This window comes from Pseudomonas iridis (genome assembly GCF_017980685.1).
GTDB lineage: Bacteria > Pseudomonadota > Gammaproteobacteria > Pseudomonadales > Pseudomonadaceae > Aquipseudomonas > Aquipseudomonas iridis.
The window spans coordinates 38,279-64,963 of record NZ_JACXXO010000020.1; the positions used below are offsets into that span (position 1 = coordinate 38,279).

A 26,685-nucleotide genomic window follows, 5' to 3' on the forward strand; every position below is an offset into this window, starting at 1 on the left:
GGGTGCGGCAGGGAGTTAAGGTTGTGACCGCCGGCAGTTGCAGAGCGATCCATTTTTTTTCATCAGAACATTCCGCAGTTATTGTCGGGAGCGCTTTTTGCGCTGTTCATATCGCGCAAGGATCGGTTGCGTACTGATGCCATGCAGCAAAATACTCAGCGCCACTATCGACAGCGTCAGGTCGGTACACAGCGTGGCCACCGAATCGCTCAGCCCATGATTCAAGGCATAAAACAGATAGAACAGGCTGCCGATCCCGCGAATGCCGAACCAGCCGATCAGCAAACGTTGCCGTCCCTGCAGCAAAGAACCCCACGGCATCAGCGCAACACAAAGCGGGCGAATCAGGCAGAACAACACGCCACCAACCAGTAACGCCCGCCAGTCCCAGTGTGCAATCAGCACAACACCCAGCAGTGTGACGAGAAACACTTCCATCGCCCGTTCAACCAGGCCACCGAACGACAACATGTCACCCATCATGATCCCGGCAGCAACCTGACTGTCTTCCATCTGTTCGGTATCGCCATGCACGGCATGCTGCGGTTCCGTATTCAGGTGACCGACTACCGGTTGCACCAGATGCTCGGCGGGCGGCTGAGTGGCTCCGGTGGATTGAACTTCCACCTGACGCAGGCCCAGTCCCGCAGCAAATACCGACAGAAAGCCATAGCCACCGATGGCTTCGGCCATGACATAGGCCAGCGCGATCAATGCCAGCGCCAGATAGTCATTGGGGCTCAGAGTGCTGTCTTCGTTATGGATACGTAATGACAGCGTCACGCGGCCGATGCCACGCCCCATCCAGTAACCGGTCAACAACCCGGCGGGTACAGCCCATAACACGCTGTCCAAGAACCAGTCCTGCCAGAGTCCGTTGTTGCTATCGGCCTGCAGTAATAGCAATCCTAGGATTACAAAAGGAAAGGCGATGCCGTCATTCAGCCCAGCCTCGCCGGACAGGCCGAAGCGCACGCTGTCGACGTCCCTCGCGTCGTTGACCTGGACCAGCGCCGCGAGCACGGGGTCGGTCGGCGCCAGAATCGCGCCGATCAGCAGCGAGGGCCCCCACGCGAGTTGAAAGCCCCAATGCAGCAACAGGCAGACGCCAGCGATGGTCAGTACCATCACCGGGCCGGCCAGGCCGAACGCGATCCGCCAACGCTTGTCGCTTAGCGGCAGGCGCAGTTTCAATCCGCAGACAAACAACGAAAAGAGCACCGCGACTTCCGTCAGGTGCTCCATCCACAACGAGGCGTCATCCAGCGACAGTTTCAGCAGATCCAGGCCACTGGGGCCAATTGCAACACCCAGCAGCAAGCACACCGCCGAGGTCGTCACCGGCATCCAGCGCAAATAGGAGGAGGTCAGCGCCAGCGTCAGCAACACGGCGCCGAGCACGGCAACCCACACGGTAAAACTCATGATTCATCTCTCGTACGGCCTGGTTTGTGGGTGGGTTGGTGCAACTCTTACAGAGTTGTGAGAACCCCGGGGTTACCAGTGACCCCGGGGCCGATCAGGGGCGATGCTCAGAGCATCGGTTTGCCGCCCGTGACGCCATAGCGTTGGCCGGTGATGTAGCTGGCTTCGTCGGATGCCAGCAGAACGTAGATCGGCGCAACCTCCACCGGCTGGCCGGGACGCCCCAGCGGGGTATTGCCACCGAAGTTCTGCACTTCTTCATCAGGCATGGTCGAGACGATCAGAGGCGTCCAGATCGGCCCCGGCGCCACGCAGTTCACGCGAATTTCCTTGGGCCCGAGCATCTGCGCCAGACCACCGGTGAAGTTGGCGATCGCACCCTTGGTGGTGGCGTAAGCCAGCAGGCTCGGCTTCGGCATGTCCGAATTGACTGAGCTGGTATTGATGATCGACGCACCGGGGCGCATGTGTTTGATCGCTGCCTGACACAGGCGGAAAATCGCCGTGATGTTGACGTCGAAGGTCATCACCCATTCGTCATCGGGGATGTCTTCGAAGTTTTCGTGGGTCATCTGGAACGCGGCATTGTTGACCAGCACGTCGATGCGGCCGAAGCGTTCAATGGTTTGATCGACCAGTTCCTGGCAATGGGACTTTTGCGCGAGGTCGCCCGACAGCAACAGGCATTGGCGACCGGCCTGTTCGACCCAGCGTGCGGTTTCCTTCGCGTCTTCGTGTTCATCGAGGTAAGCGACGACAACGTCAGCGCCTTCACGGGCAAAGGCAATGGCCACGGCGCGGCCGATACCGCTGTCGCCGCCAGTGATCAGGGCGATCTTGCCGGCCAGTCGGCCCGAGCCAACGTAACTTTGCTCGCCGCAATCAGGATACGGCTCCATTTTGCGTTGCGAACCGGGAACGGATTGGGCCTGCGCAGGGAAGGGTGGTTTTGGATAATCGGTCATCGTGGGTCTCCGAGTCTCATGGCGGGTATGGCCGGTTGACCCGGCAGGTTTGCCATGAGTTCGATCGGATTTGCGCTGACGGTTCTACATTGAGCAAAACCCCCGCCCCCCTGTAGGAGCTGTCGAGTGAAACGAGGCTGCGATCTTTTGATCTGTTTTTTAAGAGCAAGATTAAAAGATCGCAGCGTGCCGCAGCTCCTACAGAAGCGGGTTACAGACCAAGCGCCGACAGTCCCGGATGATCATCCGGGCGACGGCCCAGCGGCCAGTGGAACTTGCGCTCGCTTTCCTGAATCGGCAGGTCGTTGATGCAGGCATAGCGCTGGAACATCAGGCCGTTGTCGTCGAACTCCCAGTTCTCGTTCCCGTAGGAGCGGAACCAGTTGCCGGAATCGTCATGCCATTCGTAGGCATAGCGCACCGCAATGCGCGTGTCCGAGTAGGCCCAGAGTTCCTTGATCAGTCGGTAGTCCAGCTCTTTCGCCCATTTACGGGTGAGGAAGGCTTTGGCCTCTTCGCGGTTGTTGGCGAACTCGGCGCGGTTGCGCCATTTCGTCTCGAGGGTGTAGGCCAACGAGACCCTCTCGGGATCGCGGGAGTTCCAGCCGTCTTCGGCCAGGCGAACTTTCTCGATGGCCGATTCAAGGTTGAAGGGTGGCAATGGCGGACGTACCTGAGCTGCAGTAGACATGATCAGTCTCCCGATAGATTCAACGTTTAAACAACTTGTCTGGCCTATTAAGGCGTTACAGGTCCAATAACTTGCGCGCCATGCATTGCGCATTATCGGCGGCACTGTGATCACCCATCACAAGCGCTACGGTAATGGCGCCGTCAATCAGGATCAGCAGCTGTTTGGCCAGCAACTGCGGATCCTTGGCGCCATGTTCGGTACACAGCTCGCACACGTAGTCGAGCAGCTTCTGTTTATGTTCCCTGGCGATCAGACGCACCGGATCTTGCGCGTCGCCGGTCTCGCCGCTGGTGTTGATGAAGGCGCAGCCGCGAAAGCCCTCGGAGGCGAACCAGCCCTTGAGCACGGTAAACAGGTTGAGCAGGCGATCGGCCGGCGTTTCGGCCTGATCGACAGCGCTTCGGTACCAGTGCATCCAGCGCACATCGCGACGTTGAAGGGCGGCAGCCACCAACTCATCTTTATTGGTGAAGTAGCGGTAGATGCTCTTTCTGGAGACGCCGGCGGTTTTCACCAGAAGATCCATGCCCGTGGCGGCGATGCCACTTCTATAGATCAGCTTTTCGGTGACATCCAGAATGATGTCGCGGGTTGAGGTGTCTTTGATTTCGTTCATGTTGCGAACAGTAGAACGGGCGTTCTTCATTGGCAAGTTATTTTTCAAAGTCAAAAGATCGCAGCCTTCGGCAGCTCCTGCACGGGGATTGTGAATACCTTGCAGGCGCTGCCGAAGGCCGCGAACTTTCGATCTCTTTACAGACACTCACAAGACCCACAGGGATCGATGGTGTAAGCTCTCGGGTTCTTCGGATTCGACCCATTGCGAGCCCTATGCCGTTGCTCTTCAAACGTTCTCTGCTGCCTAAACTGCGCAGCTTTCCGCTGACCGCCGAGGCCGTGACCATTTTGTCCGGCGCCGCCGAGTTCCGCCGTTGCCTGCTGGAGAAAATCGCTGCGGCGACCCAGCGCATCTATGTCGTTGCGCTGTATTTGCAGCAAGACGAAGCCGGTCAGGAAATCCTTGATGCCTTGCACGCCGCCAAACTCGCGCGACCCGAGCTGGAAATCGCCGTGGTGGTCGACTGGCTGCGCGCCCAGCGCGGGCTGATCGGTGCCGGCAAGCAGCCGGGCAATTCGGCGTGGTATCAGGAAATGACCCGCACCCACCAGAGCGAAGTGCCGGTCTACGGTGTACCGGTGCAAACCCGCGAACTGTTCGGTGTGCTGCATTTGAAGGGCTTCGTGATCGACGATTGCGTGGTCTACAGCGGCGCCAGCCTTAACAACGTTTACCTGCACAAGTTCGACAAGTACCGTTTCGACCGCTATCACGTCCTGCAGAGCCCTGAGCTGGCGGACTCAATGCATCACCTGGTCAAACACGGCCTGATCGAATCCAAAGCGGTGCATCGTCTCGACCTACCGAATCTGCCGACCACCCGCAGCCTGCGTAACGATATCGGCGATCTGCGCAGCCGCCTCAAGCACGCGGCGTACGACACCAGTGCCGGCAGCACCGCCAGAGAAGGTTTGTCGGTCAGTCCATTGCTGGGCGTGGGCAAGAACAACCCGCTGAACCGGGCGATTCTCGAACTGATCGCCAGTGCGCAAAAGCAGCTGACCATTTGCACGCCTTACTTCAACCTGCCGCTGGGGGTGATCCGCGAGATCAACCGCGCGCTGGCCCGTGGCGTGAAGATCGATATCGTGGTTGGCGACAAGACCGCCAACGACTTCTACATCCCGCCGAGCGAGCCGTTCAGGGTGATCTCAGCGCTGCCGTACCTGTACGAGATCAGCCTGCGCCGCTTCGCCAAACGCCATCAGCGCAGCATCGACAGCGGTCAGTTGAACCTGCACCTGTGGCGTGACGGCGACAACACCTATCACCTCAAGGGCATGTGGATCGATCAGCGCTACACGCTGCTGACCGGCAACAACCTTAATCCACGGGCGTTCCGCCTGGACCTGGAAAATGCGTTGTTGATCGATGATCCCAAAGGCGAGTGGGTGGACCCGCGAGCGCAGGAGCTGAAGGCGATCTTCGGCCATACCTCGCGGATTTCCAGCTTCCACGACCTTGAGACCTTGCCGGAATACCCGGCCGGGGTGGCGAAGTTTCTCAAGCGCGTAAGTCGGGTGCGGATTGAGCGGTTGCTTTACCGGATTCTGTAACTTGATCCGGATGATGCGGCGAGCCTGCTGACGTCATCGCTGGCAAGCCAGCTCCCACAGGTCTGGCGGGTGTTCACAAAATCCGTGAGCACTCCAAAACCCTGTGGGAGCGAGCCTGCTCGCGAAGGGGCCAGCCCAGACGCTGGAAAACTTAATTCAGCCCCAACTTCCCACGCAACGTGGAAAGGTCTTCCGCCAATGTATTCACCGGCCCGACCAGCGCCTTGCGGTCGTTATCCTTGACCTTGTCATACGTCTCAAACCCGCCATCCTGGGTCTTGTACCTGGCCAGCACCTTGTTGACGGTGGCGAAGTTCTTGTCGACTTTCGCTATGAAAGCCTTGTCCTGCTGCTCGATCTGCGGGCGGAACAAATCGACGATTTTCTTCGCGCCATCGATGTTGCCCTGAAAGTCATACAGGTCGGTGTGGCTGTAGCGATCTTCCTCACCGGAAATCTTCGTCGCGGCCACTTCTTCCAGCAGCGCAGCCGCACCGCCCACCACTTTTTCCGGCGGGAAGGTCAGGCCGGCCACGCGGGTTTGCAGGTCTTGCACGTCTTTGTTCAAGCCATCCGCCAATGCATCAAGGCCCTGGGTGCTTTTCTGCGCGAACAGTGAATATTCGATGCGGTGGAAACCGGTGAAATCTTCAGCCTTTACGCCTTTTTCGTGGTCATCGACGCGAGAATCGATGGACGCATCGAGGTCACTGAACAGCTCGGCAATCGGCTCGATCTTCTCGTAGAAGACGCGGGTCGGTGCGTAGAGTTTTTGCTCGGTCGCCAGGTCGCCTTTCTTCACGGCGTCGGTGAATTGCTGGGTGTGGCTGGCCAGTTCATCGAGTTGTTCGGTGACGTAGATCTTATAGTCCGACACCGGACCGACCAGATCCAGCGGTGCTGTCGCGGCGAATGCCGACATTGGGGTGTTGAGCAATCCGAGGGTCAGCAATAACGCGAGTGGCGTCTTTTTCATGGGGGCGGCTCCAGTGTTGAAGTTGTTTTATGCGGCTGTTTTGGGTTGTGTGGCGTTGAGCAGCGAGCGCCCGATAAAGTCTTTGTCGCCCGTCACACCCGGCAGGGTGAAGAAGTAACCGCCGCCGACCGGTTTGAGGTATTCCTCCAGCGGTTCACCGTTGAGGCGGTTCTGCACGGTAATGAAGCCTTTTTCCAGATCTGCCTGGTAACAGATGAACAGCAGGCCCATGTCGAGCTGGCCGTTCTTGTTGACGCCATTGGAATAGTTGAACGGTCGGCGCAGGATCAGGTTGGCCTGGCTGGCGGCGGTGCGCGGGTTGGCCAGGCGAATGTGCGCGTCGAGCCTGGTCAGCTTGCCTTCCGGGTCTTTGCTGTAATCCGGGACCTCGCTTTCGTGGTGGCCGCCCATCGGCGCGCCGGTGTTCTTGGTCCGACCGAAAATGCTTTCCTGCTCCTGCAACGGCGTGCGATCCCAGCGTTCGACGAAGTTGCGGATGATCCGTACCGCTTGATAACTGCCGTGCGCCGCCCAGGCCGGTTCGTCGCTGCCCGGTTGCACCCATACCAGGCGATCCATGGCTTTATGGTCGTTGGAATCGGGGTTGGCCGAGCCATCACGGAAACCCAGGAAGTTGCGCGCCGATTGCGCCGGCACACCGGGTTTGGCCGGGGCTTGCGGCGGCACGCTGCCTTCCTGTTTCCAGCGCACCAGCAACAGGTCCGGCAGGTTTTTGACGATGTCGCGCAGGGCGTGGATGTTGGTGTCGGCGGTGTTGGCGCAGAACTGCAGACTCAAGTCGCCATGGCAGCAATCGGCCTCCAGCGCATCGTTGGGGAAACCGACCATGCGTTGCAGACGCTTGGGTTTGGCGTCCGCCAGGCCGAAGCGCTCATCGAACAGCGATTCGCCCACCGACACGGTGATGGTCAGGTTGTCCGGGGTGACGACCGGGCCGAGGATGCCGGAGTCTGGCGGCGGCAGTTTCGGATCGATCTGCGCGACCGGTCCGCCCTTCATCAGGAAGGCGATGCGCTCGTTGAGCGTGCGGAACAGTCGCTCGAGATCTTCGCGATCGCTGGCCAACACATCGAACGCCACCAACATGCCCGACGCCGGGCGAGGGGTGACGATGCCGGTTTGATGCACACTGTGGAAATCGTGACGGTCTTCGGTCTTGTCGCTGCTAGGTGCTTCGGTGACTTGCGCAGGTGCAGCCGCCATAACCGGGCAGCTCAGGGCTGATCCGGCCAGCGCGACACCGGCAGCGCCCATGCCCATCAGTACACGGCGGCGTTGCAGGTTGAGTTGTTCTGAATCTTTCATCGGTACGGGTCTTCTGCTTACAGGCCGGAAAGGCCAAGGGCTGGATCGATGCCATCAAGTACGTCGGCCAAAGCCTGAGCCTTGTCGGCGATCTGCTTGCGTTGCGCGCCGCTGATGGCGTCGTAGCTGGCGTAGCCGTCCTTGACCTTGTAGCTGTTCAGTTCGTTGTCGAAGCCGGCCAGCGTCTGGTCGATTTTCGGCAACAGTTCCGCCGCCGACTTGCTCAGCATCGGCCGCAGCAGATCGACCACTTTGTGTGCGGTTTGCAGATTGGCGGCGAAACCGTTGAGGTCGCTGTGGCTGTAGCGTTCTTCTTCACCGCTGGCGGCACGCACGTCGGCGAGGGTGTTGAGGTTGCGCACGACGATCTTGACCAGTTGCTCGGGTGGCAACGATTGCGCGAGCAGTTGCTGTCTCAGCGTGGTGACGTCGCTCACCAGACGCTGGGCGACGGCGGCGAGATCATCGAGTTGGCGTTGCTGGAACAGCGCGTATTCGATGCGGTGGAAACCGACGAACGCCGGATCCTGCTCGCGCTTCTCGAAGTAATCGGCGCGCGCATTGATGCGGTTGTCCAGTTCGGCCAGTCGCTGAGCCGCTGGGGCCAAGCGTTGATACGCCGCCCGCGCCGGCAGGTACAACGCCTGCGCCTGACTCAAGTCACCGCTGGCAATCGCCTGATTGAGCGCGGTGGTGGTTTTGATCAACGCGCTGCCCTGGCTGGCCAGATACACACGGAATTCCGACAGCGGCCCGATAAAGGCCACCATCGACGGCTTGGCTTTCGAGGCGGCGTCAGAAGCGGCGGTCGGTGTCACATGCAGGGTGCCGCGCGGGTTGCTCAGCAGGCCGCAAGTGATGGCGTAGTCGCCGGGTTGCAGGTTGGCATTGATCACCTGGCTCAGGCCCGGGGCGATGTTTTCACGCTCTTCGACCACCAGCACGCCGTCGAGGATTTCCCATTCCACCGCCCGTTCGGAGCGGTTGACGATGCGGAAACTGGCGCGACCGGCCGGGACTGTCAGGGCGTTCGGCTGGCAATTGCCCGGATGAATGTTGACCACCACTTCATCGTGGTTGTGCTGACGCTTGGCCGCGGCCATTTTCGAGGCGTACCAGAACAGGCCACCGGCGGCGATCATCACGATCACCGAACCGGCCAGCGCCCAACGCAAGGCACGGGGAGGCGAGGCCTGAGGAGTATTAGGCTTTGACATAAGTGCCCTTATTGGCTGGAAGCAGAAGACGATTGCGCGACAGGCTTGGGCGCGGGCAGAAAGAACATCGCCAGCGCCAGCAGCAGATAGATCAGGTATGCGCCAAGGGTGCTGACCGTCGGCGCATCCTGATAACCGAACATGCCGGCCAGCACCGAGCCCAGCGGGCCATCCATCGGCAGCGTCGCGCTGAAATCGAAGAGCACGGTTTGCAGGTGATTCCACACGCCGGCTTCATGCAGGGCTTGCACCGAATTGGCGAGAATTCCCGCGGCCACGACCAGAATGAACAACCCGGTCCACTTGAAAAATGCCGAGAGGTTGAGGCGCATGCTGCCGCTGTAGATGAGGAAGCCAACGATGATCGCCAGAATCAGGCCGAGCAGGGCGCCAATCGGCGCGCTCGGGCCTTCGCTCTGCTGGAACACTGCGAGCAAAAAGAACACGGTTTCCAGACCCTCTCGCGCCACGGCAAAGAAGACCATGGCGATCAGCGCAATCACCTGATTTCTGGACGAGGTCAGCGCCTGATCCAGCGAGGCGTGCAGCGAATGCTTGATCGACCGCGCGACCTTGCGCATCCAGAACACCATCGAGCTGAGAATCGCCACGGCCGCCAACCCGACTACGCCTTCGAACAGTTCCTGCTGCTTTTGCGGGAATTCGGCGCTGACCAGTTCCAGACCACCGCCGACCAGCAATGCCAGGGCTGCCGCGAGAAAAACACCGATCCACACGGCGGGCATCCATTCGCCGCGGCCGGTCTGTTGCAGGTAGCTGGCGATAATGCCAACGATCAACGCGGCTTCAATGCCTTCGCGCAGCATGATCAGAAAGGGAACGAGCATTCGGTATCCGCGGTGATTTAGATAGGAAGCTAAGTTGTAACATAATGACACTCATTCTCATATGGCAATCATTGACAAGAACCTGAACGCAAGCTGAACAACATGACGTTATGTTCAGCACAGAACCCTGTGGGAGCAGGCTTGCCCGCGATGGCGTCCTGTCAGTCAACAGAAATGCCAGCTGTTCCATTGCAATCGCGGGCAAGCCCGCTCCCACAGGGTTTTGCATTGTTTTCGGGCCAGCAACGCGCGGGTGGCTGCGGTAAGATGCCCGTCACTCAAAAACAACAAGGTCTGCCGCGTTCCATGTCGGAAAAAGACACCATCGCCGTGCAACTGGTGCGTGAAGCGCTGCTGCAAAGTTGCGCCCCAGGCGTGGCCAGGGAAGAACTGTTGAACAAGGTCGGCATTGCCCCGACCTTGCTGGAAACCGGCGAGGGCCGGGTGCCGGCATCGCAATATGCAAAGCTCTGGCGTCTGTTGGCTCGGCGGGGGGATGACGAGTTCTTCGGCATGGACCCGCGCAAGCTCAAGTCCGGCAGTCTGGAGTTCCTTTGCCGCAGCGCCATGGCACAACCGACGCTGGCAGCCGGTTTGAGCACGGGCCTGAGTTTCCTGTCGTTGATGCTTGAGCGCCTGCCGGCGCAACTGGTGCATCAGCAGAGTCTTGCGGAAATTGTCCTGCTTGAAGACGATCCGGAACCACGCCGCGCGTTTACCTACTTCACCTATTGGATGATCGTCCACGGCGTGGCCTGCTGGCTGGCGGGGCGGCGGATTCCGATCCTGGCCATCGAACTGCGCTGCCCGGCGCCGGACTTTACCGATGACTACCGGGTGATGTTCTCGGACAACCTGCGCTTTGATCGGCCACGCACGCGGATGATCTTTTCCGCCGATTGCCTCGATCTGCCGATCAAACGTTCCGCCGAGGAGCTCAAGCGCTTCCTGGCTCACGCGCCGGCCAACATTCTGGTCAAGTACCGCGACCCGCAGAGCCTGGCCAGCCGGATCAAACACGATTTGCGTCAGTTGCCTGCCGAGCAGTGGCCGGAAACTGAAGCGCTGGCCCAGCAACTGTGCATGTCGGCCTCGACGTTGCGCCGTCGCCTGGCCGAGGAAGGGCAGACGTATCAGGGCCTCAAGGACAGCGTGCGCAAGGAACTGGCGATTGTCTGGCTGGCCGAGCCTTCGATCAGCTTTGTCGAGATCGCCAGCCGCTTGGGGTTTGCCGATGCGAGTTCGTTCTACAAGGCGTTTCGCAAGTGGTCGGGGTCAAATCCGGGGCATTACCGGACGCTGATCCTTAACGAAGCCGTCTGATCCGAATTCCATGTTGGCTGATCTGGCCCCTTCGCGAGCAGGCTCGCTCCCACAGGGTGAACGCATTTCAAATGTGGGAGCGAGCCTGCTCGCGAAGGCGGCAATCCTGGCGGCACATTTCTTGAACCCTGGCCAAACCAGTCAGCCACTTTGATGGCTTTGACCATTGCCCCAAGCCCCTTACAGCGCGACTATCCCTCTGTTGTTTACGGTTCCCAGCCTAATAAAAACACAGAGGGATTCTGGCAATGCGCGACTACTTGTCTGCCACCGAACAGTTCAACTATCAGCACACTGTGGATGCCGCACTCAGCGGCTCGCTTGAGGCGCTCAACGCCTGCGTCGAATGTTGCGACCGCCATGCATTGCCGGGGCGCATCGCGCTGTTCTGGGAAGGCCGCGACGGCGCCAGCGCGACGTACACCTTCAGCGACTTGCAGGACAAAGCCGCGCGATTCGCCAATTTCCTCCTCGCCCAAGGCGTGCGCAAGGGTGACAAGGTCGCCGGCCTGCTGCCACGCAATATCGAATTGCTCATCACCGTTTTCGCCACCTGGCGTATCGGCGCGGTCTATCAACCGCTGTTCACCGCGTTCGGGCCCAAGGCCCTCGAACATCGACTGAACAGCTCCGGCGCCAAAGTCGTGGTGACCGACGCCGTCAACCGGCCGAAACTCGCTGAAGTTGCCGACTGCCCGACGCTGGTCACGGTCGGCGGCGCCAAGGGCCAGGGCATTGTCCGTGGCGATTTCAGTTTCTGGGCTGAACTGGCCAATTATTCCAACGTCTGCGAACCCGTGCTGCTGAGCGGCGAAGACCCGTTCCTGCTGATGTTTACCTCGGGCACCACCGGCCCGGCGAAAGCCCTGTCGGTACCGCTCAAGGCGATCGTCGCGTTCCAGAGTTACACCCGTGATGCGGTGGATCTGCGCCCGGAAGATGCATTCTGGAACGTCGCCGATCCGGGTTGGGCCTATGGCATCTATTTCGGCGTCACCGGCCCGTTGGCAATGGGGCATCCGATCACGTTCTACGATGGCCCGTTCACCCTCGAAAGCACCTGCCGGGTGATCAACAAGTATGGGATCACCAACCTCACCGGTTCGCCGACGGCCTATCGTCTGCTGATTGCCGGCGGTGACGAGTTCGCCAGGTCAATCAAGGGCAAGCTGCGGATCGTCAGCAGCGCGGGCGAACCGCTGAACCCGGAAGTGATCCGCTGGTTCGCTGACAACCTTGATGTGGTCATCCACGACCATTACGGCCAGACCGAACTGGGCATGGTGCTGTGTAACCACCACGGCCTCGACCATGCAGTTCACGCTGGCGCCGCCGGTTTCGCCTCGCCGGGTCATCGCATTGTGGTGCTCGACGAGCAGCATAAGGAACTGGGCGTCGGCCAGCCAGGCATCCTCGCCATCGACCGTGCCAACTCGCCGATGTGCTGGTTTGGCGGCTATGAAGGCGCACCGACCAAAGCCTTCGTCGGCGATTACTACCTGAGTGGCGACACGGTGGAGTTGAACCCGGATGGCAGCATCAGTTTCGTCGGCCGCAGCGACGACGTGATTACCACATCTGGCTACCGCGTCGGCCCATTCGACGTCGAAAGCGCATTGATCGAGCATCCGGCCGTGGTCGAGGCCGCGGTGGTCGGCAAACCCGATCCGGAGCGCACCGAACTGGTCAAAGCCTTCGTGGTGCTCAGCGCGCAATACCGCGCGGCACCAGAGTTGGCCGAAGAACTTCGCCAGCACGTACGAAAACGTCTGGCCGCCCATTCGTACCCGCGTGAAATCGAATTTGTCAGCGAATTGCCCAAGACCCCGAGCGGCAAATTGCAGCGCTTTATCTTGCGCAACCAGGAAATCGCCAAGGCTCAAGAGGCCGCGGCGCACAACGTTTCAGCTTGAATCGAAGGAAACAGTCATGCAGATCGAGAACAAGGTTTTTATCGTCACTGGCGGCGCTTCCGGCCTGGGTGCAGCCACCGCTGAATTGCTGGTGAATGCCGGCGCCAAAGTGATGCTGGTGGACATGAACGCCGAAGCGGTTGCCGCGCAGGCCCAACGCCTGGGTGCGCAAAGCGTCGTCGCTGACATCAGTAATGAAGCCGCCGCCGAAGCCGCCATACACGCGACCGTCACTGCATTCGGCAGCCTGAATGGTCTGGTCAACTGCGCCGGCATCGTCCGTGGCGAGAAGATCCTTGGCAAGAACGGCCCGCACGTATTGTCCAGTTTCGCCCAGGTGATCAACGTCAACCTGGTCGGCAGCTTCAACATGTTGCGCCTGGCCGCTGCGGCGATTGCCGAGAGCGAGGCCAATGCTGATGGCGAGCGCGGCGTGATCATCAACACCGCCTCGGTAGCGGCATTCGACGGCCAGATTGGTCAGGCCGCGTATGCAGCGTCAAAAGGCGCCATCGCCAGTCTGACCCTGCCGGCCGCCCGTGAACTGGCGCGCTTCGGCATCCGCGTGATGACCATCGCCCCGGGCATTTTTGAAACGCCGATGATGGCCGGCATGACCCCGGAAGTCCGCGACTCGCTGGCGGCCGGCGTACCGTTCCCGCCGCGTCTGGGCAAGCCTGCCGAGTACGCCGCGCTGGTTCGGCATATCATCGAAAACAGCATGCTCAACGGTGAGGTGATCCGTCTCGACGGCGCCTTGCGCATGGCCGCCAGGTAAGGAGGATTTGTCATGACTATTTCCAACGATCCGATTGTTATCGTCAGCGCCGTTCGCACCCCGATGGGCGGCTTTCAGGGCGAACTGAAAAGCCTCACCGCGCCGCAACTCGGCGCTGCCGCCATCAAGGCAGCGGTTGAACGCGCCGGTGTCGCCAGCGATGCGGTCGACGAAGTGCTGTTCGGTTGCGTATTGCCTGCGGGCCTCGGCCAGGCCCCGGCGCGGCAAGCAGCGCTCGGCGCCGGGCTGGATAAATCGACCCGTTGCACCACCGTCAACAAGATGTGCGGCTCAGGCATGGAAACCACCATCCTGGCCCACGACATGCTGGTCGCTGGCAGCGCCGATGTGGTGATCGCTGGCGGCATGGAAAGCATGTCCAACTCGCCGTATCTGCTGGATCGTGCCCGCGCCGGTTACCGCATGGGCCACGGCCGGGTGCTGGATTCGATGTTCCTCGATGGTCTCGAAGACGCGTACGACAAGGGGCGCCTGATGGGTACCTTCGCCGAGGAGTGCGCCGACACCAATGAATTCAGCCGTGAAGCGCAGGACGCCTTCGCCATCGCCTCGACCACGCGCGCGCAACAGGCGATCAAGGACGGCCGCTTCAAGGACGAAATCGTCCCGCTGACCGTGACCGTCGGCAAAGAGCAGGTGCTGATCAGCAATGACGAACAGCCGCCGAAAGCCAAACTGGACAAGGTCGCTTCGCTGAAACCGGCGTTCCGCGAAGGCGGGACGGTGACGGCGGCGAACTCCAGTTCGATTTCTGACGGCGCAGCGGCGCTGGTGCTGATGCGTCAGTCGCAGGCGCAGAAACTTGGTTTGAAACCGCTGGCGGTCATTCACGGCCACTCGGCGTTCGCTGATACTCCGGGCCTGTTTCCGGTGGCACCGATCGGGGCGATCAACAAACTGGTGAAAAAGACCGGTTGGTCGCTGGCCGAGGTTGACCTGTTTGAAGTCAACGAAGCATTTGCGGTGGTTGCGATGGCGGCGATGAAGCATCTCGATATCCCGCACGAGAAGCTGAACATCCACGGCGGTGCTTGTGCGCTGGGCCATCCGATCGGTGCGTCGGGTGCGCGGATTCTGGTGACGTTGCTCTCGGCGTTGCGCCAGAACAATCTGAAACGCGGCATCGCGGCCATCTGCATTGGTGGCGGTGAAGCAACGGCCATGGCCGTGGAATGCGTTTACTGAAGTTGACACCTGACCCTGTGGGAGCGGGCTTGCCCGCGATGGCGGTGGGGCAGACAGCCAATATTTTGATTGACACGGCCTCATCGCGGGCAAGCCCGCTCCCACAGGGTTTTGCGTAGCAAACCGGATTTAAGGACTCACCATGATCCCCAACGAAGACCAACAACAGATCCGCGACATGGCCCGGCAGTTTGCCGAGGAACGGTTGAAACCGTTTGCCGCCGAGTGGGATCGCGAGCACCGCTTTCCCAAGGAAGCCATTGGCGAGATGGCCGAGCTGGGCTTTTTCGGCATGCTCGTGCCGGAGCAGTGGGGCGGTTGCGACACCGGTTACCTGGCCTACGCCATGGCGCTGGAAGAAATCGCCGCCGGCGACGGTGCCTGCTCGACGATCATGAGCGTGCACAACTCGGTCGGCTGCGTGCCGATCCTCAAGTTCGGCAACGACGATCAACGCGAGCGTTTTCTCAAGCCGTTGGCCAGCGGCGCCATGCTCGGGGCTTTTGCGCTGACCGAACCGCAGGCCGGTTCCGACGCCAGCAGCCTGAAGACCCGCGCACGTCTGGAAGGCGATCATTACGTGCTGAACGGCTGCAAACAGTTCATCACCTCCGGGCAAAACGCCGGGATCGTGATCGTCTTTGCGGTGACCGATCCAGGTGCCGGCAAGCGCGGGATCAGCGCGTTTATCGTGCCGACCGACTCGCCGGGCTACAAAGTTGCCCGCGTCGAAGACAAGCTCGGCCAGCACGCCTCGGACACTTGCCAGATTCTCTTCGAAGACGTCAAAGTGCCGGTCTCCAACCGGTTGGGTGAGGAGGGCGAAGGTTACAAAATCGCCTTGGCCAACCTCGAAGGTGGCCGCGTCGGTATCGCCTCGCAATCGGTGGGCATGGCCCGTGCAGCATTCGAAGCGGCGCGCGATTACGCCCGTGACCGTGACACCTTTGGCAAGCCGATCATCGAGCATCAGGCGGTTGCTTTCCGTCTTGCCGACATGGCGACGCAAATCGCCGTCGCCCGGCAAATGGTGCATTACGCCGCGGCGCTGCGTGACAGCGGTCAACCGGCGCTGGTCGAAGCGTCCATGGCCAAACTGTTCGCCTCGGAGATGGCCGAGAAAGTCTGCTCGATGGCTTTGCAGACGCTCGGCGGTTACGGTTATCTCAACGATTTCCCGCTGGAGCGCATCTACCGCGACGTGCGCGTCTGCCAGATCTACGAAGGCACCAGCGATATTCAGCGCATGGTTATTTCGCGCAATCTTTGACCAGGAATTTTATCCATGACTTACGAAACGATTCTGCTGGAAAACCACGGCCGTGTTGGCTTGATCACTCTCAACCGGCCGCAGGCGCTCAACGCGCTGAACGCGCAACTGGTCAGCGAAGTGAACCAGGCACTTGATGCGCTGGAAGCGGATGGCAACATCGGTTGCATCGTTATCACCGGCTCGAAAAAGGCTTTCGCTGCCGGTGCCGACATCAAGGAAATGGCCGAGCTGACCTATCCGCAGATTTATATGGACGACCTGTTCAGCGACAGTGATCGCGTGGCCAACCGCCGCAAGCCGATCATCGCCGCCGTTAATGGCTTTGCTCTCGGCGGTGGCTGTGAGCTGGCGTTGATGTGCGACTTTATCCTGGCCGGCGACAACGCCAAATTCGGTCAGCCGGAAATCAACCTCGGCGTGCTGCCGGGTATGGGCGGCACACAACGTCTGACTCGCGCCGTGGGCAAAGCCAAAGCCATGGAAATGTGCCTGAGCGGGCGTTTAATCGACGCGGTTGAGGCTGAACGTTGCGGCATCGTCGCGCGGATCGTGCCGAGTGATGAATTGCTCGATGAAGCGCTGAAAGTGGCAGCAGTGATCGCCAGTAAATCGCTGCCGATTGCGATGATGGTCAAGGAAAGTGTGAACCGTGCGTTTGAGGTCAATTTGACGGAGGGTGTGCGGTTTGAGCGCCGGGTGTTCCATGCGGCGTTTGCGACGCAGGATCAGAAGGAAGGGATGGCGGCGTTTGTGGCCAAGCGGACGCCTGAGTTCAAGGGTAAGTAATTCGGTTGACAGCGAAAGAGCCCCTCACCCTAACCCTCTCCCGGAGGGAGAGGGGACTGACCGAGTTCTTTGTGAGCGATACATCGACCTGAGCCACCAAGGCGAGCTTAGGTTTGAGAAGCCAGCAAATCGCTTATTGGCAAACGCATCGGCCTTTCAGGCCGCCACAAGTGTCCCGTAGCATTCATCGTCAACTCGGTCTTTCAGGTCGATGTATAACGCGAGATACCTCGGTCGGCCCCCTCTCCCTCTGGGAGAGGGCTGGGGTGAGGGAAAGAGGGCCATCACGCTACAACTGGTAGTTCTTCAATTCCCGAGCAATCACCATCCGCTGAATCTCGCTCGAGCCTTCATAAATCTGGGTAATCCGCGCATCGCGGTAATACTTCTCGACCGGATAATCTTCCAGATACCCATACCCACCATGAATCTGAATCGCCGACGAGCAAACCTTCTCGGCCATCTCGGACGCAAACAGCTTGGCCTGTGAGGCCTCTGACAAACACGGTTTGCCCGCCGTGCGCAGACGCGCCGCATGCAAAATCATCAACCGCGCCGCGTTCAATTGCATGTGCATGTCGGCCAGCAGATTGGCGATGCTTTGGTGTTCGTTGATCGGCTTGCCGAACTGCACCCGATCCCGCGAATAAGCCAGCGCCGCTTCGAACGCCGCGCGGGCAATCCCCAACGCTTGCGCGGCGATGCCGATGCGTCCGCCCTCAAGGTTGGACAGGGCAATCGCCAGACCTTTGCCGCGCTCGCCAAGCAGATTGGCCTCGGGAATGCTGCAGTTGTTCAGCGTCACCGCACAGGTGTCGGAAGCGCGGATGCCCATTTTGTGTTCGGTGCGATCGACGATGAAGCCCGGTGTATCGGTGGGCACCAGAAACGCCGAAATGCCTTTCTTGCCCAGATCCGGGTCGGTCACCGCAAACACGATCGCCAGTTTCGCCCGTTTGCCATTGCTGACAAATTGCTTGGCGCCGTTGATCACCCACTGGCCATCGCGCAGCTCGGCGCGAGTGCGCAGGTTGTGCGCTTCGGAACCGGCCTGCGGTTCGGTCAGGCAGAAGCAGCCGATCACCGCGCCGCTGGCCAGATCCGTCAGCCAGGTCTGTTTCTGCTCGTCGCTGCCGTAGTTCATCACCGGGCCGCAACCCACCGAGTTGTGGATGCTCATGAACGCGCCAGTGGCGCCATCGCCGGCGGAAATTTCTTCCACGGCCAGCGCATAAGCGACGTAGTCGACGTAGGTCCCGCCCCATTCCTCAGGCACGACCATGCCCAGCAGACCCAACTCGCCCATCTTCGCCACGAGGGCGTCGTCGATCCAGCCAGCCTTTTCCCAGGCTTGCGCATGAGGCGCGATTTCGCCGCGGGCAAAGTCCCGGGCCATGTCGCGGATCATCACTTGTTCTTCAGTCAGTTCGAGATCGTGCATGGCTCAGCTCCCGCTCTCAGCAAAACCGTGGAAGAAACTCGCCACATGCGCAGCGTCCAGCGCGGCGAGGTTCGGCGGGTTCCAGCGAGGTGTCTTGTCTTTGTCGATCAGCAGGGCGCGCACGCCTTCGATCAGGTCACCGCGGGCGAACCACTGACGATCCAGATGCAGTTCGAGGGCGAAGCACTGTTCCAGGCTCAAGTGCCGGCCACGACGGAGCATTTCCAGCGTAACGGCCATGGCCAGCGGCGAGCGGGTTTCCAGCAGATCAGCCGTGGTGGTCGCCCATTCATGGCTGTTGGCAACGGTGACGGCGCGCAGTTGCTCGACCATGCTTGGCACGTCCGGCAGCGCGAAGAAGTGGTCGATGGCCGGACGCAAGGCTTCGAGTGGCGCATCGGGCAGGGTTTGTACGGCGTGTTTGGCCAACAGGTTTTGCAGCGACTTGAGCGGTGTGTCCTGCCATTCCATCTGATCGAGTTTTTCATCGAGGATGGCCAGTTTGCTGCTGTCCAGATACCAGTCGGCGAGCCCGCAATACAACGCATCGGCAGCGCGGATCTGCACGCCGCTGACCCCCAGGTATATCCCCAGCTCGCCGGGAATGCGCGGCAGGAAATAGCTGCCACCGACGTCCGGGAAATAACCGATGGCCACTTCCGGCATCGCCAGTCGGCTCTTCTCGGTGACCACGCGCAGATCGGCGCCTTGCACCAGACCCATACCGCCACCGAGGACGAATCCGTCCATCAGCGCCAGCACCGGTTTGCGGTAGTGGTGAATCGTCAGGTCGAGGGCGTATTCCTCGACGAAAAAATCTTCGTGCAGCGTGTCGCCGCTCTTGTAACTGTCGTAGAGGGAACGAATGTCGCCGCCAGCGCAGAAGGCTTTGTCACCGGCACCGCGCAGGACAACGGCGTGCACATCGGCGTCGCTCGCCCAGGCGTCGAGCCGCTGTTGCAGCAGGCGAACCATGTCGAGGGTAATGGCGTTGAGGCCGGTAGGGCGGTTGAGGGTCAGGTGACCGATGTGGTTGCGAACCTCGGCCAGCACTTCGTTTTGCGTGGCATCCATGGACAGAGTCCGCGGGGATGAAGCCTGAGCAGTCATCACTAACTCCCTGCTTTTATTGTCTTTATTCGAGAAGCTCGCGCGCGAGCGTTAACGGATCGTAACAGTGCAAATTTGCCCTGTACAACGAGGATATCTGCAGGGGCTGTGTGCATTTTTACATCAGGTGATGGAATGCAATGACAGTGTAGGAGCCTTCGGCAGCGCCTACACAGAAGTGTGGGGATTCAGGACGGGCGGGTGAAAACTTCACCAATGCTGCGCCGTTTGGCATGCAGTTCACTGGCGTGGATCAATTGCTCCAGGTCTTCAGGCGTGATGTCGATGAACGCCTCCATGTCGGCCAGCGCCAGTTTCAGGTCTTCAGCAGTAATCGCCTGACTGTCGACCGGGGCAACCACGGGGGCGGGTTCGGCGGGGCGTTTCGGGTAACGAATGCGCGTCAGGTTGTTGTAGGCCAAGGCGCTGGCCAACATGCACGCAGCCCCCAGCATCACTGGCTCCATGGCTTTCCAGTCCATGGCGATAGTCGCTGGGTCGGCCAGCACCAGCGTCAACGCCAACGCGCCGGCCGGTGGGTGCAGGCAACGCAACCAGCACATCAGAATCAACGCGATGCCCGCCGCCAGACACGCGCTGCCGAGTGTTCGGCCGAGCACATGGGCGACCAGCAAGGCCACGACACCGGCACACAGATAGCCGCCCAGAATCGACCAGGGCTGGGCGAGGGCGCCGGACGATACGGCGAACAGCAACACCGCTGAGGCGCCCAACGGGCCGATCAGGTGATAAGCGACTTCATGACCAAATACCTGGGCACACAACCACACGCTGAACAGCGTGCCCAGTGCCATGCCGATAGCGGCGCGGCTCCATTCGGTGGGGCGAGTGTTGATGGCAGCGGGCAACCAGCGAGCGAGCATGTAAAACCGATCCTTGCAAAAATCCGGGCAAAAAAAAGGACTTGTCCGGCAAATCCGGAAAGCCCTCGAAGTGTTCCAACATTGGGGGAGGAACGCGCACAGTGTGCCGATCAATCTCGATGCTGACAAATTCATATTAATGCAGTTTGAGTGCATTATCTTTGCATTGAAGCAGCCCTGCGTCCACTGACAAAACACAGATAGCCGCCCAGCGCCGCGAGACCACTGAGGGCGTAAAACATGCTCGGTGCCGGTGTGTGCATCAGCAGAAACCCGCACATTGCCGGGCTTAAAGCACCGCCCAGTGCCGCCAGATTTTGTGCGCCGTAGTAGCTGCCACGCAGTTCTTCCGGGGCGAGGGTGTCGACGAAGAGGAAATCCGCCGGGTAAATGATCATCTCGCCCAGAGTGAAGATGAACATCGCCACGCACCAGCCGACGAGGCTGTCGGCGACACTGAAGCCGATCAGCCCGACGATGAACAGCGCGGTGCCCCCGGCAATCCAGTACCGCAGGTGCTCGCGCTTGAGGAACCGGCCGATCTGATATTGCAGCAGGATCACTGTGATCGCGTTGCAGGCGAGCAGGGCGGCCATGGTGTCCAGCGTCTGTTGCTGAGTGTGGGTCACCAGCAGGTACTGCGACAGGTACAAGGTGAAACGCCCGTGCACCAGCGTACTGAGCAGGCAGCCGAGGGTGAACAGGACCATCGTGCGGTCGTTTTTCAGGATGATCAGGGTATTCACAAAGCTTTGCGGCTGGCCGAACGGTGATATCGGGTTCACCTTCCTGGCGGCGCCGAGCAGCAGGAATACACTGGCGCAGGCGATCGCACCGGCGACGATAAACGGCGCGCCAGGCTGAATACCGGCGATCACCACGCCGATCATCGGGCCGACGGCGTAACCGATATTGGTCAGCGTGTAGTTCAGGGAAAAAGCCTTGACCCGCTGGCCGACGGGCAGGTTCTCGCTGAGGATCGCCTTGGAGCAGATCAGGAACAGCGCCGAGGCGGTTTCGCTGATGATCAACACCAGCGTGACCAGATACAGATTCTGCGCGAAGGTCAGCAGGATCAGGCCGATGCCGCTTGAGAGCATGGTAAGGATCAGCAACTGGCGCTTGTCCAGGCGATCGATGATGTAACCGCCATACAGCGACAGCAGCGTGGCACTGAACACCGCAATGCCCAGCAGCAGCCCGACGTCCTGTGGGTTGAGGCCAAGTTTGTTGCTGAGGAACAAGGTCAGCAACGGGCTGATCAGGGCACGGCTGATGACAACTGTCAGCGAGCTGATCATCAGCCGGCGGATCAGGGGAGAGTAGGTGGCCACGAAGAGGTCAATGTCCTTATTTCAGATAGCCATCCTCAACCGGGTCTCGGTCACCGGTCAACCTGACACAACAAAATTCCCTCTGTAGGAGCTCAGAGGTCGCAATAACCGGTCAGGCGACGTCGGACGCGCGCGGCCATTGCTGCAGCGAGATCGGCAGTTTGCGCGATTCGCCACGGCCCATCGGGAAGTACTGGAAGCCATTGCGCGCCAACCGCTCGGCGTCGTACAGGTTGCGACCGTCGAAGATCACCGGGGTGTTGAGGCGCTGCTTGATCAAGTCGAAATCCGGCGCCTTGAACTGCTGCCACTCGGTGCAGATGATCAGCGCGTCGGCGCCGGGCAATACCGACTCAGGCGTGCCCATCAACATCAGTTTTGCTTCGTCCGGGTAGAGGTTTTGGGTTTCCTGCATGGCTTCGGGGTCGAACGCACGCACACTGGCGCCGGCGGCCCACAGTTCTTCCAGCAAGACCCGGCTCGGCGCATCGCGCATGTCGTCGGTGTTGGGTTTGAAGGCCAGGCCCCACAGGGCGAAAGTCTTGCCGCGCAGGTCGCCTTTGTAGAAGGCGTTGATACGCTCGAACAGCTTGTGCTTCTGCCGCTGATTGATCGCTTCGACCGCTTGCAGCAAGTCGCTGGAGCAGTGCGCCTGTTCGGCACTGTGGATCAAGGCGCGCATGTCCTTGGGAAAGCACGAACCGCCATAACCACAACCCGGGTAGATGAAGTGATAGCCGATGCGCGTGTCGGCGCCGATGCCCTGGCGCACCGATTCGATGTCGGCACCCAGGTGTTCGGCCAGTTCGGCGATCTGGTTGATGAAGCTGATCTTGGTCGCCAGCATGCAGTTGGCCGCGTACTTGGTCAGCTCGGCGCTACGCAGATCCATGAACATGATGCGGTCATGGTTGCGATTGAACGGCGCATACAGATCGCGCATCACGTCACGCACCTCATCGCCCTCGCAACCGATGACGATGCGATCCGGACGCCGGCAATCAGCGACGGCGGAACCTTCCTTGAGAAACTCCGGGTTGGAGACGATATCGAAATGCAGTAAACGACCCACCTTGATCAAGGCCTTTTCGATGTGCGTGCGCAAGGTATCGCCCGTGCCCACTGGCACCGTGGATTTCTCCACCAGAATCAGCGGATGTTCACGGTGACGGGCAATCGCATCGCCGACCGAGAGCACGTAGCGCAAATCCGCCGAGCCGTCTTCACGCGACGGCGTACCCACCGCAATGAACGCCACACGGCCGTGCTGCACGGCGAGTTTTTCGTCGGTGGTAAACAACAGGCGTTTCGAATCCAGCCCCTCACGCACCAGGCTGGCCAGCCCCGGCTCGAAGATGCTGACGTGGCCCTGACTCAGCAAGTTGACCTTGTTCTGGTCGATGTCCATACACACCACGTCATGCCCGACTTCTGCCAGCACAGCCGCTTGCACCAGACCGACATAACCGCTGCCAAATACCGTGATTTTCATGAAGCACTCCTGAATGCGGACGCACGAGCCAGATGAGTGTTGATCTGTTGTTGACCGCGATCAGGTTAGGCAAGGGCATGTTTCAATTCGTCTATCGCTCCTGCAACGTCCGCCCGGTTGTCTGAAAAACGCGGAAGTTCAAGGGCTTGGGATACCGGCCGGGGAATGCCTGATTGACTTTTAAGCCCTTGGCCGGCAGGTTGTGAGCCTTTTCCGGCAACCGGTCGCATTCAGGTTTTGCCGTTTTTTGTCATGTTGTAATGAACTGTTTTCCATTCAAGGCCGTTTCGTTTGATTGACTTGTCGAGTACCCCATCTTCCCCGTCCAACACTAATCCGCTGACGCTTTATCTGGCACGCCTGGCGCCTTCCAGCCAATTGACCATGCGCTACGTCTTGCAGGACGCCGCCGACCGCCTGGGTTTCGAAGACGTGAATCTCGAAGACATTCCATGGCACGGCTTGCAACCTGAAGATGTCGTTGCACTGGTGGCGGCTTTGCGTGAGGACAACTACGCGCCCAATACGTCTTCGCTTTATGTAAATGCCGTGCGCGGGGTGATGAACGAAGCCTGGCGCATGAGCCTGATCACTCAGGATCACCTGTTGAAAATGCGTTCGGTCAAAGGCATCGCCGGCACGCGGTTATCGCAGGGGCGCAATCTCAAACGCACGCTGATTCACGAATTGATGGAAGTCTGCGCCGCCGACCCACGCCCGCAGGGCTTGCGTGACGCCGCTGTGATTGCGCTGCTGTACGGTACCGGCATGCGCAAATCCGAGTCGGTGGATCTGGATTTGAATCAGGTCGATTTCACTGAGCGCAGCCTGACCGTCATCGGCAAGGGCAACAAACAACTGATCAAGTACGCTCCGGCGTGGGCGTTCGCAAAGCTCGATGCGTGGCTGGAACTGCGTCGCTCACAGCTCAAGGAAGGTGAAAGCGATGACGGGTTTCTGTTCAATCGCATCCGTCGTGGCAGCCACATCACCCGCGAACGCATCACCAAACACGCGATCTATTACATCGCCCGCCAGCGCGGCACACAGGTCGGGGTGAAGATCATGCCCCACGATTTTCGGCGTTCGTTCATCACCCGGGTGATCGAAGAGCATGATCTGTCGATTGCGCAGAAGCTGGCGCATCACAGCAACATCCAGACCACCGCCAACTACGATGTGCGTGACGACAACGAGCGGCGGCGGGCAGTGGATCGCTTCGATCTCTGATCAGGAGGCGGGAGGGCAACCGCGCGACCCACTGGCGGCCTGAGTGATTTGCGCGGCAAGACGTTTGACGTTGTTCTGCTGCGCCGTCACCAGTTCGTCGATGCTTGGCCCGGACGGCGTTTGCAGGACGGAACGGCAGGTCAGTAATGCGCTGTCAGCCTCGCCGAGTGGCCGCAAACGCCATTTGACGTCGATCAAACCGTACTGGCCGGGGATCGAATCGAAGCGCTGCACGTCGACGCGCACCGAGAGTTTCTGCTGGCCGCTGGCGCTGCTCAACTGGTCGACCAAGGCAGTGCGCAATTCATCCGCGAGCGTCGCGCCCCACCATTCAGTCTCCAGTATCGCCAGGCCACTGTTGCCCTGACGGATGACGATTTGCGCACGATCGACCTGCGGCGGCACGGTGATGCCTTCAATGGCGATCTCCGATCCGCTTCGGCCAGAACCCGGTTGTGCCGGCACCAGCGTGTGAAAGCTGATCGGATCGCTGCGACAAGCACCAAGCAGCACAAATGCAGCGAGCACGGTGATCTTCAACGGTAAAGCCATGGTTCAGCTCCTGTGCTCAATTGCGTGGCGGTCCTTTCAGGTCCATCGGCCCGGCGTTTTCGGGACGACCGCGAATCAACGATTCCGGATGACGACCCAGGTAGTCCGAGAACTCGCGCAGGGAGCGCGACATGCGAGAGAGCTCGTCGAGGGTCTCATTGATTTTTTCCCGCTGCGGTGAGTCATCGGCCAGCGTGGAGTTGGCGGACTGCAGGGTTTTGCTGACGTCGGCGAGGGTGCTCTGTACGCCCGGCAAGGTTTTCGCATTGAACTGGGTCAGGCCTTTGCGCAACTCGACCAGGTTGCCGTCGAGGTTGCTGGCGATCCGTTCCACCGGCAGTTTGTTGATTTTGTCGACCATCGCTTCGAGTTTTTCCTGCAACTGTTCGAGGCTGCCTGGCACGGTCGGTATGACCACGGGACGAGCCGTTGGATCGAAGGCGACTTTTTCGGCTTTAGGGAAGAAGTCCAGGGCCACATACAGTTGGCCCGTGAGCAGGTTGCCGCTGCGGGCCTGGGCGCGCAGGCCGTTGTCGATAAAGGTGCCCATCAGGCGTATACCGGCGGCTTCGTCGTTGGGGTCATGATTGAACGCCGTGAGCATTTTTTTGTATGCCTGGCCGAGGCGCTGCGGGTAAATGACGATGCCAACGTTCAGCGGGAAGCTGCGTTTTTTCGCGTCGAAATCCAGATTGATTGCTACCACCCGGCCTATTTCCATGCCGAGGAACTCCACCGGTGCGCCAACCTTGAGGCCGCGCAGGGACTGGTCGAAGCGCAAGCTCAGGTATTGCGCCTTGCCGTTCGGTGGGGCGAGGGCGGTCAACTGATCTTCGAACAGCTCGAAGTCTTTGTCATCGGCCGCTGCTACATCGTTGGGACTGTAATCCGGAGCACGGAAGGCGATGCCGCCGACCAGCATCGACGACAACGATTCGGTCTTGACCTGAAAACCGTTGGCGCCAACGCTGACGTCTATGCCGCTGGCGTTCCAGAACCGGGTGTTTTCAGTGACGAAGGCATCGTTGGGCGAATGAATGAAGATTTCGATGTCGACGCCTTTGCCGTCCTGGGCGAGGGTGTAGGCGACCACTTGGCCAACCTGGATCTTGCGGTAGTAAACCGGCGAACCGATGTCCAGCGAGCCGAGATCCTGGGTGTGCAGCATGAAGCGCTTGCCCGGTTCGCCGTAGGTGATCGGCGGCGGGTTCTCCAGCCCCTTGAACTGCTTGGCGCGGTTATTGGCCTGGCCGATGTCGGCGCCGATATAGTCGCCGGAGAGCAGGGTGTCGATACCGGAAACGCCGCCAGCGCCAATGCGTGGGCGTACCACCCAGTACTGCGAGTCTTCGCGGGTAAAGCTTTCGGCCTGCTTGGCCAGTTTGATGGTGGCGTTGACGCTTTTCTGGTCATCGCTCAACTCGACATCGGTGACCCGGCCGATGACCACGTTGCGGTATTTGACTTCGGTCTTGTTCGCCACCAGACCGCTGCCGGTCTTGAAGTTGACGGTGATGGTCGGCCCTTCCTGCATCAGGTTGTGCACCACCAGCGAAATGCCCACCAGCACCGCGATAATCGGCACGACCCATACCAGCGACAGGCTGAAGCGTCGGGTTTTTATGGGCGCCTGGCCCGGTGCTGGCGGCTCGTTGGTGGCTGACGACTTCATCCGTGTCCTCCTCTGATAATTGGGCACTGAGCGTCAGGAACGCAAAAGCACTTCATCAATATAGA

The 26,685-nt window shown here is 60.1% G+C and carries 23 protein-coding genes; 8 read left to right on the forward strand and 15 right to left on the reverse strand.

Annotation, left to right across the window (positions count from 1 at the left end):
* Positions 1 to 78: 78 nt before the first annotated feature.
* The 4 genes from IEQ42_RS23930 to IEQ42_RS23945 all read right to left on the reverse strand — a co-directional run bounded on the left by IEQ42_RS23930 (position 79) and on the right by IEQ42_RS23945 (position 3,700).
* The gene (locus IEQ42_RS23930; protein WP_210705588.1) at positions 79 to 1,425 is read right to left on the reverse strand and encodes a cation:proton antiporter; all 1,347 of its coding nucleotides are present in this window, start codon (positions 1,423 to 1,425) and stop codon (positions 79 to 81) included.
* Positions 1,426 to 1,532: 107 nt separating this feature from the next.
* On the reverse strand, positions 1,533 to 2,390 hold the full coding sequence (locus IEQ42_RS23935) for an SDR family oxidoreductase (protein WP_210705590.1): 858 nt from the start codon (positions 2,388 to 2,390) through the stop codon (positions 1,533 to 1,535).
* Positions 2,391 to 2,601: 211 nt separating this feature from the next.
* Positions 2,602 to 3,081 carry a nuclear transport factor 2 family protein gene (locus tag IEQ42_RS23940; protein ID WP_200616817.1) on the reverse strand — a complete coding sequence of 160 codons (480 nt, stop codon included), beginning with the start codon at positions 3,079 to 3,081 and terminating at the stop codon, positions 2,602 to 2,604.
* A 55-nt stretch (positions 3,082 to 3,136) separates the two neighbouring features.
* The gene (locus tag IEQ42_RS23945) at positions 3,137 to 3,700 is read right to left on the reverse strand and encodes a TetR/AcrR family transcriptional regulator (protein WP_210705592.1); all 564 of its coding nucleotides are present in this window, start codon (positions 3,698 to 3,700) and stop codon (positions 3,137 to 3,139) included.
* Positions 3,701 to 3,915: 215 nt separating this feature from the next.
* On the opposite strand from IEQ42_RS23945, the gene pssA reads away from it, so the two are divergent.
* On the forward strand, positions 3,916 to 5,259 hold the full coding sequence (pssA, locus tag IEQ42_RS23950; protein WP_210705594.1) for a CDP-diacylglycerol--serine O-phosphatidyltransferase: 1,344 nt from the start codon (positions 3,916 to 3,918) through the stop codon (positions 5,257 to 5,259).
* A 151-nt stretch (positions 5,260 to 5,410) separates the two neighbouring features.
* Here the strand turns inward: pssA and efeO (IEQ42_RS23955) are convergent, their stop codons facing one another.
* The 4 genes from efeO (IEQ42_RS23955) to efeU are packed head-to-tail and all read right to left on the reverse strand — an operon-like array spanning position 5,411 to position 9,626.
* Entirely contained in the window at positions 5,411 to 6,235 is an 825-nt protein-coding gene (gene efeO, locus IEQ42_RS23955) for an iron uptake system protein EfeO (RefSeq protein WP_210705596.1), read from the reverse strand.
* A 27-nt stretch (positions 6,236 to 6,262) separates the two neighbouring features.
* Positions 6,263 to 7,561 carry an iron uptake transporter deferrochelatase/peroxidase subunit gene (gene efeB, locus IEQ42_RS23960; protein ID WP_210705598.1) on the reverse strand — a complete coding sequence of 433 codons (1,299 nt, stop codon included), beginning with the start codon at positions 7,559 to 7,561 and terminating at the stop codon, positions 6,263 to 6,265.
* 17 nt (positions 7,562 to 7,578) lie between these two features.
* Positions 7,579 to 8,778, reverse strand: coding sequence for an iron uptake system protein EfeO (efeO, locus tag IEQ42_RS23965; protein WP_210705599.1), 1,200 nt, complete (start codon positions 8,776 to 8,778; stop codon positions 7,579 to 7,581).
* An 8-nt stretch (positions 8,779 to 8,786) separates the two neighbouring features.
* A complete protein-coding gene (efeU, locus tag IEQ42_RS23970; protein WP_210705601.1) occupies positions 8,787 to 9,626 on the reverse strand; it encodes an iron uptake transporter permease EfeU in 840 nt (279 codons plus the stop codon).
* Positions 9,627 to 9,932: 306 nt separating this feature from the next.
* Between efeU and IEQ42_RS23975 the strand changes: the two genes are divergently transcribed.
* The 6 genes from IEQ42_RS23975 (at position 9,933) to IEQ42_RS24000 (ending at position 16,905) form a co-directional block, all read left to right on the forward strand.
* A complete protein-coding gene (locus IEQ42_RS23975; protein ID WP_210705687.1) occupies positions 9,933 to 10,949 on the forward strand; it encodes an AraC family transcriptional regulator in 1,017 nt (338 codons plus the stop codon).
* Between the two features lie 248 nt (positions 10,950 to 11,197).
* Positions 11,198 to 12,862: an AMP-binding protein gene (locus IEQ42_RS23980; protein ID WP_210705603.1), complete on the forward strand. Its 1,665-nt coding sequence runs from the start codon at positions 11,198 to 11,200 to the stop codon at positions 12,860 to 12,862.
* A gap of 16 nt (positions 12,863 to 12,878) precedes the next feature.
* On the forward strand, positions 12,879 to 13,640 hold the full coding sequence (locus IEQ42_RS23985; protein ID WP_210705605.1) for an SDR family NAD(P)-dependent oxidoreductase: 762 nt from the start codon (positions 12,879 to 12,881) through the stop codon (positions 13,638 to 13,640).
* 12 nt (positions 13,641 to 13,652) lie between these two features.
* On the forward strand, positions 13,653 to 14,846 hold the full coding sequence (locus IEQ42_RS23990) for an acetyl-CoA C-acyltransferase (protein ID WP_042559233.1): 1,194 nt from the start codon (positions 13,653 to 13,655) through the stop codon (positions 14,844 to 14,846).
* 142 nt (positions 14,847 to 14,988) lie between these two features.
* On the forward strand, positions 14,989 to 16,116 hold the full coding sequence (locus IEQ42_RS23995; protein WP_210705608.1) for an acyl-CoA dehydrogenase family protein: 1,128 nt from the start codon (positions 14,989 to 14,991) through the stop codon (positions 16,114 to 16,116).
* A 15-nt stretch (positions 16,117 to 16,131) separates the two neighbouring features.
* Positions 16,132 to 16,905 (forward strand): enoyl-CoA hydratase, encoded by a 774-nt coding sequence (locus IEQ42_RS24000; RefSeq protein WP_210705609.1) that lies wholly within the window; start codon positions 16,132 to 16,134, stop codon positions 16,903 to 16,905.
* Between the two features lie 289 nt (positions 16,906 to 17,194).
* Here IEQ42_RS24000 and IEQ42_RS24005 read toward each other — a convergent pair whose 3' ends face one another.
* From IEQ42_RS24005 to IEQ42_RS24025, 5 genes are all read right to left on the reverse strand, one after another.
* Entirely contained in the window at positions 17,195 to 18,346 is a 1,152-nt protein-coding gene (locus IEQ42_RS24005; protein WP_210705611.1) for an acyl-CoA dehydrogenase family protein, read from the reverse strand.
* Positions 18,347 to 18,349: 3 nt separating this feature from the next.
* Positions 18,350 to 19,456 (reverse strand): enoyl-CoA hydratase/isomerase family protein, encoded by a 1,107-nt coding sequence (locus tag IEQ42_RS24010; protein ID WP_042559229.1) that lies wholly within the window; start codon positions 19,454 to 19,456, stop codon positions 18,350 to 18,352.
* 188 nt (positions 19,457 to 19,644) lie between these two features.
* Positions 19,645 to 20,340, reverse strand: a complete 696-nt coding sequence (locus tag IEQ42_RS24015; protein WP_210705613.1) for an HPP family protein — start codon at positions 20,338 to 20,340, stop codon at positions 19,645 to 19,647.
* A 155-nt stretch (positions 20,341 to 20,495) separates the two neighbouring features.
* Entirely contained in the window at positions 20,496 to 21,674 is a 1,179-nt protein-coding gene (locus IEQ42_RS24020) for an MFS transporter (protein WP_210705615.1), read from the reverse strand.
* 112 nt (positions 21,675 to 21,786) lie between these two features.
* Complete coding sequence (locus IEQ42_RS24025) at positions 21,787 to 23,166, reverse strand: UDP-glucose dehydrogenase family protein (RefSeq protein ID WP_210705618.1); 1,380 nt, start codon at positions 23,164 to 23,166, stop codon at positions 21,787 to 21,789.
* 384 nt (positions 23,167 to 23,550) lie between these two features.
* On the opposite strand from IEQ42_RS24025, the gene IEQ42_RS24030 reads away from it, so the two are divergent.
* Complete coding sequence (locus IEQ42_RS24030) at positions 23,551 to 24,396, forward strand: site-specific integrase (protein WP_228732033.1); 846 nt, start codon at positions 23,551 to 23,553, stop codon at positions 24,394 to 24,396.
* Here the strand turns inward: IEQ42_RS24030 and IEQ42_RS24035 are convergent, their stop codons facing one another.
* Positions 24,397 to 24,948 carry a PqiC family protein gene (locus IEQ42_RS24035; protein ID WP_210705620.1) on the reverse strand — a complete coding sequence of 184 codons (552 nt, stop codon included), beginning with the start codon at positions 24,946 to 24,948 and terminating at the stop codon, positions 24,397 to 24,399. It lies immediately after the preceding gene.
* Positions 24,949 to 24,964: 16 nt separating this feature from the next.
* Positions 24,965 to 26,620: a PqiB family protein gene (locus IEQ42_RS24040; protein WP_210705622.1), complete on the reverse strand. Its 1,656-nt coding sequence runs from the start codon at positions 26,618 to 26,620 to the stop codon at positions 24,965 to 24,967.
* Between the last annotated feature and the right edge of the window lie 65 nt (positions 26,621 to 26,685).

Coding starts and splice junctions, on each gene's coding strand:
- IEQ42_RS23930 (WP_210705588.1), bottom strand. CDS start 1,425: ATGAGTTTTACCGTGTGGGTTGCCGTGCTCGGCGCCGTGTTGCTGACG.
- IEQ42_RS23935 (WP_210705590.1), bottom strand. CDS start 2,390: ATGACCGATTATCCAAAACCACCCTTCCCTGCGCAGGCCCAATCCGTT.
- IEQ42_RS23940 (WP_200616817.1), bottom strand. CDS start 3,081: ATGTCTACTGCAGCTCAGGTACGTCCGCCATTGCCACCCTTCAACCTT.
- IEQ42_RS23945 (WP_210705592.1), bottom strand. CDS start 3,700: ATGAACGAAATCAAAGACACCTCAACCCGCGACATCATTCTGGATGTC.
- pssA (WP_210705594.1), top strand. CDS start 3,916: ATGCCGTTGCTCTTCAAACGTTCTCTGCTGCCTAAACTGCGCAGCTTT.
- efeO (WP_210705596.1), bottom strand. CDS start 6,235: ATGAAAAAGACGCCACTCGCGTTATTGCTGACCCTCGGATTGCTCAAC.
- efeB (WP_210705598.1), bottom strand. CDS start 7,561: ATGAAAGATTCAGAACAACTCAACCTGCAACGCCGCCGTGTACTGATG.
- efeO (WP_210705599.1), bottom strand. CDS start 8,778: ATGTCAAAGCCTAATACTCCTCAGGCCTCGCCTCCCCGTGCCTTGCGT.
- efeU (WP_210705601.1), bottom strand. CDS start 9,626: ATGCTCGTTCCCTTTCTGATCATGCTGCGCGAAGGCATTGAAGCCGCG.
- IEQ42_RS23975 (WP_210705687.1), top strand. CDS start 9,933: ATGTCGGAAAAAGACACCATCGCCGTGCAACTGGTGCGTGAAGCGCTG.
- IEQ42_RS23980 (WP_210705603.1), top strand. CDS start 11,198: ATGCGCGACTACTTGTCTGCCACCGAACAGTTCAACTATCAGCACACT.
- IEQ42_RS23985 (WP_210705605.1), top strand. CDS start 12,879: ATGCAGATCGAGAACAAGGTTTTTATCGTCACTGGCGGCGCTTCCGGC.
- IEQ42_RS23990 (WP_042559233.1), top strand. CDS start 13,653: ATGACTATTTCCAACGATCCGATTGTTATCGTCAGCGCCGTTCGCACC.
- IEQ42_RS23995 (WP_210705608.1), top strand. CDS start 14,989: ATGATCCCCAACGAAGACCAACAACAGATCCGCGACATGGCCCGGCAG.
- IEQ42_RS24000 (WP_210705609.1), top strand. CDS start 16,132: ATGACTTACGAAACGATTCTGCTGGAAAACCACGGCCGTGTTGGCTTG.
- IEQ42_RS24005 (WP_210705611.1), bottom strand. CDS start 18,346: ATGCACGATCTCGAACTGACTGAAGAACAAGTGATGATCCGCGACATG.
- IEQ42_RS24010 (WP_042559229.1), bottom strand. CDS start 19,456: ATGACTGCTCAGGCTTCATCCCCGCGGACTCTGTCCATGGATGCCACG.
- IEQ42_RS24015 (WP_210705613.1), bottom strand. CDS start 20,340: ATGCTCGCTCGCTGGTTGCCCGCTGCCATCAACACTCGCCCCACCGAA.
- IEQ42_RS24025 (WP_210705618.1), bottom strand. CDS start 23,166: ATGAAAATCACGGTATTTGGCAGCGGTTATGTCGGTCTGGTGCAAGCG.
- IEQ42_RS24030 (WP_228732033.1), top strand. CDS start 23,551: ATGCGCTACGTCTTGCAGGACGCCGCCGACCGCCTGGGTTTCGAAGAC.
- IEQ42_RS24035 (WP_210705620.1), bottom strand. CDS start 24,948: ATGGCTTTACCGTTGAAGATCACCGTGCTCGCTGCATTTGTGCTGCTT.
- IEQ42_RS24040 (WP_210705622.1), bottom strand. CDS start 26,620: ATGAAGTCGTCAGCCACCAACGAGCCGCCAGCACCGGGCCAGGCGCCC.